Consider the following 11,429-nt stretch of genomic DNA (forward strand, 5'->3'; position numbering starts at 1 on the left):
CAGCGCCCCGCGCGGGATGCAGTGCCCGGGGGGCCCTCCCCTGCCCCGGTCGGGCGCCCGGTCCAGCGCGAGATCACCACGCCGCCTCCGCCCGCATCGCCACCGGCCCGCCGGGCCGCGCGGTCCAGAGCCGGCGCGTGCCGCCCTCGGGCGGGCCGGCGTTGAGCGTCACCGGGGCGTCGTCGAAGAGCGGCGAGAGGCTGCGGAAGGTAAAGCGCGCCGGCGGCCGCCCGGCCAGCTCGGCGGCCATCCGGCAGAGCAGCGTCGCCTGCATCGGCCCGTGCACGACGAGCCCGGGATAGCCCTCCTCGGCCTTCGCGTAGGGCGCGTCGTAATGGATGCGATGGGTGTTGAAGGTCAGCGCCGAGTAGCGGAAGAGCAGCGTCGGCGTGGGGGTCAGAACGCGGCGCTCGGCGCCCTCCGGCGCCGGTTCCGGCGCCGCGGCGGCCGGCGGCCCCGGCCGCTCGGGGCCGCGGTAGACGATGTCGTGGCGCTCGGCGATCGCCAGCCGGCCGTCCTGCCGGATCTCGTAATCGACGGTGACGAAGCACAGCGGTCCGCTGCGGCCCGCCTTGGCCACCACGTCGCGGATGGTGGAGACCCGCCGCACCTCGGCACCCACCCTGAGGCCGGCGTGGAAGGTGAAGGCGCCGCCGGCCCACATCCGCCGCGGCAGCGGCACCGGCGGCAGGAAGCCGCCGCGCTTCGGGTGCCCGTCGGCCGAGAGCCCGGCCTCCGGCACCGCCGGCAGGCCGATGCAGAGATGGATCAGCAGCGGCGCGGGATCGCCCGGCGCCGGCGCGGCGTCGCGCCCGAAGGTGGCCTCGAAACGCTCCGCCAGCGCCGGCGTCAGCACGTCGTCGCGGGTCTCGCTGCGGCCGATCCAGCCCCTCAGATGGTCGATGTCAAACGGCATCGGCCGGCACTCCCTGGGTTGCGGGCAACGCCGGCACCGCGCCGCAGGCCCGCGCCGCGCCGTCGAAGACCGCCGCCGGGGCCGGGTAGCTGACCGGCCCGTTCGGGGTCTCCACGGTGACCCGGCGGAGCTGCGGATGCGCCGAGAGCCCGCCCATGTCGTTGACCGAGGCGCAGGCGATGCCCGCCGCCTCCACCGCCGCTCGCGCCGCGTCGGCGTCGAGGCGCGCGAAGGCGGCGGCGACCAGCGCGTCGGTCGCGGCGCGGTTCTCGACCCGCGCCACGTTGGTGGCAAGGCGCGGATCGCGCGCCAGGGCCGCATCGCCCAGCAGGCCCGCGCAGAGCGCCGCCCATTCCCGGTCGCTCTGCACCGAGATCAGCAGCGGCGGGCCGGATCGCGGCCGGAACGCCCCGTAGGGCGCGATCGAGGGATGGGCGAGGCCGACGCGCTGCGGCGGCGTGCCGCCCTCGTGGTTCAAGAGCGGCACGGTCAGCCAGTCGGCCAGCACGTCGAACATGGCGATGTCGATCGCGGCCCCCTTTCCGGTCACGCCGCGGCGGATCAGCGCCTCGAGGATCGCGGCATGGGCGGTGGCGCCGGTGGCGATGTCGACGATGGAGATGCCGACCCGCGCCGGCTCCTCCGGCCCGCCGGTGATCGAGCACAGCCCGGCCTCGGCCTGGATCAGCAGGTCATAGGCCTTGGCGCCCGCCAAGGGCCCCGGCCCGTAGCCGGTGATCGCGCAGGTGATCAGCCGCGGGTTCTCCGCCCGCAGCCGCTCCGGCGCGAAGCCCAGCCGGTCGAGCGCCCCCGGCTTGAGGTTCGCCACCAGCACATCGGCCCCGGCGATCAGCTCCGCCAGCGCCGCCCGCCCCGCCGCGGTGGCGAGGTCCAGCGCCACGCTCTCCTTGCCGCGGTTGAGCCAGACGAAGTAGCTCGACTGTCCGGCTGCGGCGGCGTCGTAGCCGCGGGCGAAATCGCCCTCGGGACGCTCCACCTTGATCACCCGCGCCCCGGCATCGGCGAGCCGCGCGGTGGCGAAGGGCGCCGCCACCGCCTGTTCCACCGCCACCACGGTCAGCCCCTCGAGCGGCAATCCCGACCTCATCGCCCTCTCCCTTCCTTGTCCGAAACAGCCCCCCGGCCATGCGCTTCTTCTGAGCGGAAATATCCCGGGGTGAATTGCGCGGCGCCCGCCGCGCAAGAGGGGCAGCGCCCCTCGCCCCCCCTCCGGCGCCCCCCGTCCATCAGAACGACCGCGGCATCCCGAGCACGTGCTCGGCGACATGGCTCAGGATCAGGTTGGTGGAGATCGGCGCCACCTGGTAGAGCCGGGTCTCGCGGAACTTGCGCTCGATGTCGTATTCATTGGCGAAGCCGAAGCCGCCATGGAATTGCAGGCAGGCATTGGCCGCCTCCCAGGAGGCCTTGGCGGCGAGGTACTTGGCCATGTTGGCCTCGGCCCCGCAGGGCTGCCCGGCATCGTAGAGCGCGCAGGCCTTCCAGCGCATCAGGTTCGCCGCCTCGACCTCGATATAGGCCTCGGCGATGGGGAACTGCACGCCTTGGTTCTGGCCGATCGGCCGGCCGAAGACGGTGCGCTCGGAGACGTAGCGGGTCACCCGGTCGGTGAACCAGTAGCCGTCGCCGATGCATTCCGCGGCGATCAGCGCGCGCTCGGCGTTGAGCCCGGTGAGGATGTACTTGAACCCCTTGCCCTTCTCGCCGATCAGGTTCTCCTCGGGGATCTCGAGATCGTCGAAGAACAGCTCGTTGGTCTCGTGGTTGACCATGTTGGCGATGGGCTTCACGCTCATGCCCCTGGCCATGGCGTCCTTGACGTCGACGAGGAAGATCGACAGCCCGTCGGACTTCTTCGCGACCTCCGAGAGCGGCGTGGTGCGGGCCAGCAGGATCATCAGGTCGGAATGCTGCACCCGGCTGATCCAGACCTTCTGGCCGTTGATCACCCAGCGGCCGTCCTTCTTCACCGCGGTGGTCTTGAGCTGGGTGGTGTCGGTGCCGGTGGTGGGCTCGGTCACGCCCATCGATTGCAGCCGCAGCTCGCCGGTGGCGAGCTTGGGCAGGATCTCCCGCTTCTGGCGCTCCGATCCGTGCCGCACCAGCGTGTTCATGTTGTACATCTGGCCGTGGCAGGCGCCGGAATTGCCGCCCTGGCGGTTGATCTCCTCCATGATCACCGAAGCCTCGGTGAGGCCGAGGCCGGAGCCGCCATATTGCTCGGGGATCAGCGCCGCCATCCAGCCGGCGCGGGTCAGGGCGTCGACGAAGGCCTCGGGATAGGCGCGCTTTTCGTCGATCCGGCGGTGATAGGCGTCGGGAAACTCGGCGCAGAGCGCCCGCACGCCGTCGCGGATGTCCTGGAACTCGTCGGGGGCGGCGTCGCGCATGGCCTCTCTCCTCTGGATTGCCCCCGGATTACCAGCTTGCGCCGCCATGCCGCAAATATATCCTCACGATGGATACCATACCGAAACCATATGCCCGGACGCGCCCGCCATGGATCCCCGCCCGCTCGACACCCGGCTCCTGCGCTACTTCGCGGAAATCGTCGCGCAAGCCTCGATCACCCGCGCAGCGGGCAGCCTCAACGTCGCGCAGCCGGCGCTGTCGCTGGCGCTCCGGACCCTCGAGGAACGACTCGGCACCCGCCTGCTGATCCGCAGCTCGGCCGGCGTGACGCCGACCGAGGCCGGCGCGCTGCTGGCGCTCCGGGCCCGCACCATCCTCGACGACATCGCCCGCACCGAGGAGGAGGTCCGCAGCCTCGAGAGCGATCCTGCCGGCGCGGTGCGCATCGGCCTGCCCGGCACCATCGGCGAGATCCTCGCCCTGCCGCTGATCGAGGCCGCCCGCGCCCGCTATCCGCGCATCACGCTGACCGTGGCCGAGGCGATGAGCGGCTTCGTCGCTGACTGGCTGGCCGAGGGCCGGGTCGACCTCGCGGTGCTCTACGGCCAGAGCCCGGCGCCCGGCCTCGCCGCCGAGCCGCTGCTGGAGGAGGAACTGGCGCTGCTCGACGCGCCCGGCGCGGCGCTGCCGGAAGCGGCCGATCTCGCCGACCTGGCCGGACGGCCGATGGTGCTGCCGAGCCCCGCGCACGGGCTCCGGGGGCTGATCGACCGCGCCTTCGCGGCGCGCGGCATCCGCGCCGAGGTGGCGATCGAGGTCGACAGCTACGCCGCGATCAAGCAGCTGGTGGCGGCCGGGCACGGCGCCTCGATCCTGCCGCGGCACTCGGTGCGCGCGGAGGCCCGGCGCGGCGCCCTCGCCGTCACCGCCCTCGCCGCGCCCGGGCTCTGGCGCAGCGCCGCGCTGATGACGCCGACCGGCCGCGCCATGACCCGGGCGCAGGAGGTCGTGCGCGACCTGCTGCGGCAGACCGCGCGCGATCTCGTGGCCTCCGGACACTGGGCCGGCGCCCGGCCGCCCGGCTGACGCGGCCGGGGCGCGGCGCCCGCACGCCCAAAGGGGCCTCGCGGCGCCCAAGATGCGCGGCCCGCTCCGGGGTCCCGGGACGGGATCGCCCGCGGCGCAGCCGAGGGCGGCCAGCCCCGCCGGGCCGGGCATTCAGGCCACAGCGTGTCGGCCGCGATACCGCGCCGGGGTCTCGCCCACGACCTTCTTGAAGGCGCGTTCGAAGGCCGAGACCTCGGAATATCCCAGGTGCTGGGCCACGTCGCGGACATCGGCGCGGCCTTCCTCGAGGATCCGGCGCGCGACCTCCATCCGGCATTCCGCCAGCACGGTCGAGAAGCGCAGGCCCTCGTCCGCCAGGCGCCGCCGCAGCGTGCGCCGCGACATGCCCAGGGCCGCCGCCACCTCGGTCTGGTTCGGCGCGCCCGCACCGAATCTGCGGATCAGCGCGCGCCGGACCTGCACCGCCACCGGTGCCTCCTGCGCCTCGCGCAGGGCGCTGCGGACATGGGTCTGCACCGCGTGGCGGAAGCCCGGGCTGGCGCCGCGGGCCAGCGGCGCGCCGAGCAGGCGGGCCGGGAACACGAAGCCGTTGATCGGCGCCCGCGCCCGCACCGTGGCGCCCGGCGCCACGCCGGGGGCGGTCAGCGCCGTGTCGGCATGCTCGACGCTCAGCATCCGGGCCTGCCAGCCGTCCCCCGAGGCGCGGCGCACCAGCGCGTGCAGCACCGCAAGCGTCAGCTCGGCGTCCTGGCGGCGCGGCCAGATGGCGAGATCGAGGATGCGGTATTCCAGCCGCGCCTCGTCGCCCTCGACCCGGAAGCGCAGCTCCGAATCCGACTGCACGCAGGCGAAGGCGGTGCGGAACAGGGTCAGCCCGGCGCCCAGCGTCGGCGCGGCCAGGATGCTCTCGCCCACCGCGCCGAGGTTGCGCAGGTCGAAGACCCCGCCGACCCGCCAGCCGAAATCCGGCATCCGCAGATCCTCGGCGGCGTGTTCGCAGAACGACACGAAGGTGCGCAGGCTGATGCGGTCGCCGCCCGCCGCGCCGCCGGCCGGGATGCCGGACTTGCGGCACAGCGCCGCCACGTCGCCGCCGAGCAGGGTCACCGCGCGGAGCGGATCGGCGAGGGTCGAGGCGGCGATCAACGGGTCATAGGCGGCTGGCATGCGGCTCTCCACGGCTGCGGCGATCCTAGCGCGGAATCGCCGCTTCCGGTGAGCGTTCCGGCGCCCCGGCGCGAAGTTTGTCCGGAATTGTCGTGTTTCCGGTCCGGAAATGTCGGTCACACGGCCCCCCCTGCCCCGGCATGCTTGCCGGATCATGGACACCGAGCTTGCATATGATGTCGCGATCGCCGGCGCCGGCCCCGCCGGGGCGGTGGCGGCGACGCTCCTGGCGCGCGGCGGGCGGCGCGTGGCGCTGGTCGCCGGCGGCGCCGGGCCGGGTCGCGTCGAGGGGATGGCGCCCCGCCTCGTGCAGGTGCTGGAGGGTCTCGGCCTGCCGGCGGAGGGCGTCGGGCCGGCCCGCCAGCGGCAGGTGCGCTGGGGCGACGAGCGCGGCGCCCGCAATGTCGAGCACGCGGTGGCGCGCGCCACCTTCGATGAAGGGCTGCGCCGCGCCGCGGAAGATGCCGGTGCGACGCTGTTCGCCGCCCCCGTCGCGGCGCTCGACCCCGCGGCCGGGCGGCTGACCCTGGCCGATGGCAGGGTGCTGCGCGCCGCCCGGCTGGTCGAGGCCCGCGGCCGCCGCGCCTCCTGGCCCGCGCGCCGCGGGACCCGCGCCGCTCCGGCACCGGCGACGCTGGCGGTGGCGGGCTGGGTGCCCGCGGCGCTCTGGCCCGTCTGCGGAGCGCGGCTTGAGGCGCGGCCCGAGGGCTGGACCTGGGCCATCGACGCCGGGGAGGGCCGCACCTGGATGCAGGCGGTGGGCGATGCGCGGCTGGCTGCCGGTCATCGCGGCCGCGCCGCCCATGCCGCGCTCTGGGCCAGTGTGCTGGGCGCCGGGGCGCCGCCGCTGCCCGAGCCGGCGCTCTGCCACGACATCGCGCCGCGGCTCACCGCGCCGCGCTTCGACGCGCGCTGCCTGCGCCTCGGCGATGCCGCCATGGCGCTCGACCCGCTCTCCGGGCACGGACTGTTCTGGGCGGTCTCCTCGGCGCTGATGCTGCCGCCGATCCTCGCCGCGCTGGACCGCGGCGAGGACGATCTGGCGGCCGAGTTCTACACCGCCCGCGTGGTCGAGACGGCGCGCCGGCAGGCCCGCATCGGCCGCGACTTCTACCGCGAGGTGGGCGGCACCACGCCATTCTGGACCGCCCGCGCCGGCTGGCCCGCCGACGCGCCCGCGCATGACGCGCCGGCCCGCCCGCGGCTGGTCCGCCGGGTGGTGGTGGCCGCGGGCCGGCTGACCCGCCGCGAGGTGCTGGTCAGCGCGCAGGAGCCCGGCGGCGCCGCCTTCGTGGCCGGCATCGACCTTGCCCCGGTGCTCCGCCGGCTGGCCGGCCGCCCGCTGCCCGAGCCTGCGCGCTTCGGCGCTGACATCCTGCCCGACCGCCCGCCCGAGACCGCGGCGCGGCTGCATCGCTGGCTGGCCGCGCGCGGCCTCGGCGCCGGTTTCGAGATCACGGACCAATCCGACAGGGGGACCCTGCCATGCGGACACGACCCGAGCGCCTGACCGCGGCGCTGTTGACGACGGTAAGCCTGGCCGCGACGGCGGCGGCGCAGGAGGAGGACGATCCCGGCCGCGCCCTGCTGACCGAGACCTGCGGCGGCTGCCATAGCGCCACCGACGGCGGCGGGTTGAGCCGTATGGAGGGCCAGCGCAAGACGCCCGAGGGCTGGATGATGACGGTGGTTCGGATGGAGCAGTTCCACGGCCTCTCGGTCAGCCCCGGGGACCGCCGCGCCATCGTCCAGTACCTTGCCGACACCCAGGGCCTCGCCCCCTCCGAGGCCGCGCCCTACCGCTACGCGCTGGAGAAGGTGCCGCATGCGGTGGAGGCTTTCGACGAGCCCTTCGCCGCGATGTGCGCGCGCTGCCATACCGGCGCCCGGGCGCTGCTGCAGAACCGCAGCGCCGAGGAATGGTTGCTGCACATGGACTTCCATGTCGGCCAGTTCCCGACCATCGAATATCAGGCGCTCGGCCGCGACCGCGAATGGTACCGCATCGCCCGCGAGGAGATCGCGCCGTGGCTGGCCGAGACCCGGCCGCTCGAGACCGAGGCCTGGGCCGAATGGCGCGCCGCCGAGCGCCCCGCGGTCACCGGCGACTGGGTCTTGCTGACCGCGTTGCCCGAGGGCGGCGAGGCCTATGGCGCGCTCAGCATCAGCGGCGAGGCCTCGCCCTACGCGGTGACCGGCGAGGTGGTCACCGCCGACGGCACACGCCACGAGGTCTCGGGCGAGATGAACCTCTATACCGGCTACGAATGGCGCGCCAATCTCGACATCGGCGGCACCGCCTACCGGCAGGTGCTGGCGCTGTCGGAGGATGGCAGCGCGCTCGCCGGGCGCCAGTTCCTGCACGACAATGACAGCCTCGGCGCGCCGCTGACCGCGGCCCGGGCGGACGGCGCGCCGATGATCCTCGGCACCGTGCCCTCCGCCGTGCCCGCCGGCGCCGCCGAGGTGCAGGTGGTGGGCGCCGGGCTCGACGCCGCCGAGAGCGCCGCGGGCCAGATCGCCGCCAATCCCCACGGCGCCCGGCTCACCTTCGAGGCCGAGGGCAACGGCACCGTAACGGTCACCGCCGGCGCCGCCGAGACCCGCGTCGCGCATTACGCCAGCATCGACGCGCTGGTGGTCGAGCCCGCCTTCACCATCGCCCGCGTCGGCGGCGGCTCCGAGGTCGGGCCCGGCACGGTGCCGGCGCAGTTCGCCGCCTACGGCCTCTGGAACGGCCCCGACGGCGAAGCCGGCACCGAGGACGACATCCGCATCGGCCGCATCGACGCCGCGTGGCGGGTCGAGAACCTCCACGCGCACGCCGAGAAGATGCAGGACACCCGCCATGCCGGCGCGATGGGGCCGGACGGTATCTTCGAGCCCGCCGTCGCGGGACCCAACCCGGAACGCCCGTTCAGCGCCAACAATGCCGGCGAGCTCACGGTGATCGCCGAGGCCCTGGGCCACAGCGCCGAGGCCCAGCTCATCGTCACCGTGCAGCGCTTCATCGACCCCCCGATCCGCTGAGCGGACCCGGACAGGAGAGCCAGACCATGAAGGATTTCCACTACCAGCCGGCCAATGCCCACCGCGTGGCGGTGGCGGGACGGGAAATGCTGTTCCACGTCCCCACCACCTCGATCTTCGAGATCGACGCCATGGACCGGGCGATCCTCGACTACGCTGCCGAGGCCCGCGCCTTCGACCATGCCGAGTTCGACGCCCGCTTCGCCGCCGCCGAGGCGGCGGCCCGGCTCGACGAGCTGGTGCGGCTCGACATCGTCAATGACGGCCGGCCGCTGCGCCCGGAGCGGCCGCCGATCGAGCTCGAGACCTTTCCGCTGACCACCGTGGTGCTCAACGTCAATACCGGCTGCAACCTGGCCTGCTCCTACTGCTACAAGGAGGATCTCGCGATCCCGTCGAAGGGCCGCAAGATGGCCTTCGACACGGCGGTGAAATCGGTCGAGCTGCTGCTCGCCGAGAACCCCGACCGCGACAGCTACAACATCGTCTTCTTCGGCGGCGAGCCGCTCTCGAACCTGCCGCTGATCCGGCAGGTGGTGGACTGGGCCGAGCCGCATTTCGCGGCCCTCGGCAAGGCGGTGAATTTCAGCCTGACCACCAATGCCACGCTGCTCAACGAGGAGGTCATCGACTGGCTCGACGCCCACCGCTTCGGGCTCACCGTGTCGATGGACGGGCCGAAGGCGCTGCACGACCTCAACCGCAAGACGGTCGGCGGCAAGGGCACCTACGACACCGTCGCCGCCAAGGCCCGGCTGCTGCTCGGGCGCTACCGCTCGAAGCCGGTGGGCGTGCGGGTGACGCTGACCGCCGGGGTCACCCGGATCGTCGAGATCTGGGACCACCTGAAGAATGACATCGGCTTTGCCGAGGTCGGCTTCTCGCCGGTGACCTCGGGCGAGATGGACGCCTTCAACCTCAACGGCGACGAGCTGCTGGAGGTCTTCGAGGGCATGAAGACGCTGGGCCGGATGTATCTCGACGCCGCCCGCGCGGGCCGCAACATCGGCTATTCCAACATGCACCAGATGATGACCGACCTCTACGAGGGCCGTTCCAAGGCGCTGCCCTGCGGCGCCGGGGTCGGCATGCTGGCGGTCGACCACGACGGCGGGCTCAACCTCTGCCACCGCTTCACCGGCTCCGGCATGGAGCAATTCGGATCGGTCGATCAGGGCATCAAGCGCAAGGAGCTGGCGGCCTTCATCCGCGACCGGTCCGACCGCACCGAGAAGGGCTGCGCCACCTGCCGGATCCGCAACCTCTGCGCGGGCGGCTGCTACCACGAGAGCTACGCGCATTTCTCGGACCCGATGATGCCGACCTATCACTACTGCGATCTGATGCGCGACTGGATCGATTTCGGCATCGGCATCTATGCCGAGCTGATCGCCACCCGCCCGGATTTCTTTCACCGCCATGTCGCACCGAGGAGGGCGTTCGGAAAATGAAACCGCTGAACCAGAAGGCCGAGCGCGTCCGCGCCGCCGCCGGCGAGGACCGGATGGACGAGGTCCGCGCCATGCAGACCGTCACCGCCGGCTGCGCCACCACCTTCGATCCCGGCTGGGAGGTCGACCCGTTCGGCGGGCTCGCCGCCCTGTGCCAGCCGATGGAGGCCGATCTCTACGGCTGTTCCGACCCCTGCTGGTGGCCGGCCCAGGTGCCCGACATCATGGTCAGCCACCCCGACTGGGACGCCTCCGCGCCCAACGCCGCGCGCGACTGGCGCGCGCTCGGCACCGGCTATCCCAAAGACGCCGAAACCTGAAGGAGCGCCCGATGAGACGCCTATTTCCCGCGCTGGCGCTGGCCCTGCCGGCCCTCGCCGCCGCCGCCCCGGCCCAAGCCGGCGACCTGCTGGTGACCCCGGCCCGCCCCGGCAACCTCTACGTCTTCGACGCCGCGACCCGGACCCTGAAGCAGGATTGCGATCTCGGGCTCAACGTGGTGCCCGGCGTCACCGTGATGTCGCCCGACAACGCCATCGCCTACATGCTGGTGAACCGCTGGCAGGACGTGGTGGGCATCGACATCGCCACCTGCGAGCAGGTGTTCTTCGCCCGCCAGTCGACGGGCGACGTGACGCGCCGCTCGATCGCCTCGCTCGCGGTGTCGCGGGACGGGCGCGAGCTCTACACCGTGCGCAACCCGGTGCGCATGCTGGCCGACCGCTACGAGGTCATGGCGCCCGAATTCGCGGTCTACGACACCGCCGCCGGGCTCGACGCCGAGCCCCTGCGCAGCTTCCCCGCGCCGCGCCGCGGCACCCTGATGGCGGCGGACGCGAACGGCGACGTCTACCTCGCCGGCCACGACGTGTTGCGCATCGACCCCGAAACCGGCGCCACCGAGATCGCCATCGCCAATGCCAGCTGGGACCGGCCGACCTATGGCGGCCCCGACGTGCTCGCCTTCTGGCCGACGGGATCGCAGAACGACGAGTTCATGCTGATGTACACCGCCCCGGTCTTCACCGACGAGAGCCGGACCGAGATGGCGGATTTCGTCTGGGGCTACCAGAGCGTGGATCTGGCCACCGGCGAGACCGAGATCGCCGATTTCGCCAGCTTCGAGGTGCTGATGTTCTCCGGCGTGCGTTCGGCCACCGACCCGCGCTACCTCTACGGCGTCTACACCCAGCTCTCCAAGCACGACCTCGAGACGCAAGAGCTGGTGAAGCGGGTCGACCTGCCGCACACCTACTACGTCATCAACGTCTCCTCCGACGGGCGCGAGATCTACGTCGCCGGCACCAACGAGGATATCGGCATCTACGACAGCCAGACGCTGGAGCGGGTGGGCGAGATCCGGATCCCCTCGGGCGGCGACATGTCGGTGGCCACCCTGCAGGTGATCCCGCAGTGACAAGGGC

Annotated in this window: 10 protein-coding genes; 6 read left to right on the forward strand and 4 right to left on the reverse strand. The window is 72.9% G+C overall.

Annotated features, from left to right (window positions below; translation table 11 throughout):
- Positions 1–73 precede the first annotated feature (73 nt).
- The 3 genes from ACXYMW_RS02350 to ACXYMW_RS02360 form a co-directional block, all read right to left on the reverse strand.
- Complete coding sequence (locus ACXYMW_RS02350) at positions 74–916, reverse strand: HTD2 family dehydratase (protein ID WP_459033680.1); 843 nt, start codon at positions 914–916, stop codon at positions 74–76.
- Positions 906–2,024 carry a CaiB/BaiF CoA transferase family protein gene (locus ACXYMW_RS02355; protein ID WP_459033681.1) on the reverse strand — a complete coding sequence of 373 codons (1,119 nt, stop codon included), beginning with the start codon at positions 2,022–2,024 and terminating at the stop codon, positions 906–908. Before ACXYMW_RS02355 ends, ACXYMW_RS02350 begins: the two co-directional genes overlap by 11 nt.
- A 139-nt stretch (positions 2,025–2,163) precedes the next feature.
- Positions 2,164–3,327 carry an acyl-CoA dehydrogenase family protein gene (locus ACXYMW_RS02360; protein ID WP_459033682.1) on the reverse strand — a complete coding sequence of 388 codons (1,164 nt, stop codon included), beginning with the start codon at positions 3,325–3,327 and terminating at the stop codon, positions 2,164–2,166.
- Between the two features lie 109 nt (positions 3,328–3,436).
- Here ACXYMW_RS02360 and ACXYMW_RS02365 point away from each other — a divergent pair, with 109 nt between their 5' ends.
- Positions 3,437–4,375, forward strand: coding sequence for a LysR family transcriptional regulator (locus tag ACXYMW_RS02365; RefSeq protein ID WP_459033683.1), 939 nt, complete (start codon positions 3,437–3,439; stop codon positions 4,373–4,375).
- 132 nt (positions 4,376–4,507) lie between these two features.
- Here the strand turns inward: ACXYMW_RS02365 and qhpR are convergent, their stop codons facing one another.
- The gene (qhpR, locus tag ACXYMW_RS02370; protein WP_459033684.1) at positions 4,508–5,524 is read right to left on the reverse strand and encodes an AraC-like transcriptional regulator QhpR; all 1,017 of its coding nucleotides are present in this window, start codon (positions 5,522–5,524) and stop codon (positions 4,508–4,510) included.
- A gap of 154 nt (positions 5,525–5,678) precedes the next feature.
- Between qhpR and qhpG the strand changes: the two genes are divergently transcribed.
- Genes qhpG through peaD form a run of 5 tightly spaced genes read left to right on the forward strand, consistent with a single transcriptional unit; the run spans position 5,679 to position 11,422 of the window.
- Complete coding sequence (qhpG, locus tag ACXYMW_RS02375) at positions 5,679–7,034, forward strand: flavin-dependent monooxygenase QhpG (RefSeq protein ID WP_459033685.1); 1,356 nt, start codon at positions 5,679–5,681, stop codon at positions 7,032–7,034.
- Positions 7,010–8,554: a quinohemoprotein amine dehydrogenase subunit alpha gene (gene peaA, locus ACXYMW_RS02380; protein WP_459033686.1), complete on the forward strand. Its 1,545-nt coding sequence runs from the start codon at positions 7,010–7,012 to the stop codon at positions 8,552–8,554. The genes qhpG and peaA overlap by 25 nt, the downstream gene beginning before the upstream one ends.
- A 26-nt stretch (positions 8,555–8,580) precedes the next feature.
- A complete protein-coding gene (gene peaB, locus ACXYMW_RS02385) occupies positions 8,581–10,005 on the forward strand; it encodes a quinohemoprotein amine dehydrogenase maturation protein (protein ID WP_459033687.1) in 1,425 nt (474 codons plus the stop codon).
- Positions 10,002–10,325 (forward strand): quinohemoprotein amine dehydrogenase subunit gamma, encoded by a 324-nt coding sequence (qhpC, locus tag ACXYMW_RS02390; protein WP_459033688.1) that lies wholly within the window; start codon positions 10,002–10,004, stop codon positions 10,323–10,325. The genes peaB and qhpC overlap by 4 nt, the downstream gene beginning before the upstream one ends.
- An 11-nt stretch (positions 10,326–10,336) precedes the next feature.
- Positions 10,337–11,422: a quinohemoprotein amine dehydrogenase subunit beta gene (peaD, locus tag ACXYMW_RS02395; RefSeq protein ID WP_459033689.1), complete on the forward strand. Its 1,086-nt coding sequence runs from the start codon at positions 10,337–10,339 to the stop codon at positions 11,420–11,422.
- Positions 11,423–11,429: the final 7 nt, after the last annotated feature.

This window comes from Roseivivax sp. CAU 1761, from assembly GCF_054482755.1.

What these genes read in the sequence shown, in the direction of transcription:
- peaB (WP_459033687.1), top strand. Translation starts at nt 8,581, where the DNA reads ATGAAGGATTTCCACTACCAGCCGGCCAATGCCCACCGCGTGGCGGTG.
- peaD (WP_459033689.1), top strand. Translation starts at nt 10,337, where the DNA reads ATGAGACGCCTATTTCCCGCGCTGGCGCTGGCCCTGCCGGCCCTCGCC.
- ACXYMW_RS02360 (WP_459033682.1), bottom strand. Translation starts at nt 3,327, where the DNA reads ATGCGCGACGCCGCCCCCGACGAGTTCCAGGACATCCGCGACGGCGTG.
- ACXYMW_RS02350 (WP_459033680.1), bottom strand. Translation starts at nt 916, where the DNA reads ATGCCGTTTGACATCGACCATCTGAGGGGCTGGATCGGCCGCAGCGAG.
- qhpR (WP_459033684.1), bottom strand. Translation starts at nt 5,524, where the DNA reads ATGCCAGCCGCCTATGACCCGTTGATCGCCGCCTCGACCCTCGCCGAT.
- peaA (WP_459033686.1), top strand. Translation starts at nt 7,010, where the DNA reads ATGCGGACACGACCCGAGCGCCTGACCGCGGCGCTGTTGACGACGGTA.
- ACXYMW_RS02355 (WP_459033681.1), bottom strand. Translation starts at nt 2,024, where the DNA reads ATGAGGTCGGGATTGCCGCTCGAGGGGCTGACCGTGGTGGCGGTGGAA.
- ACXYMW_RS02365 (WP_459033683.1), top strand. Translation starts at nt 3,437, where the DNA reads ATGGATCCCCGCCCGCTCGACACCCGGCTCCTGCGCTACTTCGCGGAA.
- qhpC (WP_459033688.1), top strand. Translation starts at nt 10,002, where the DNA reads ATGAAACCGCTGAACCAGAAGGCCGAGCGCGTCCGCGCCGCCGCCGGC.
- qhpG (WP_459033685.1), top strand. Translation starts at nt 5,679, where the DNA reads ATGGACACCGAGCTTGCATATGATGTCGCGATCGCCGGCGCCGGCCCC.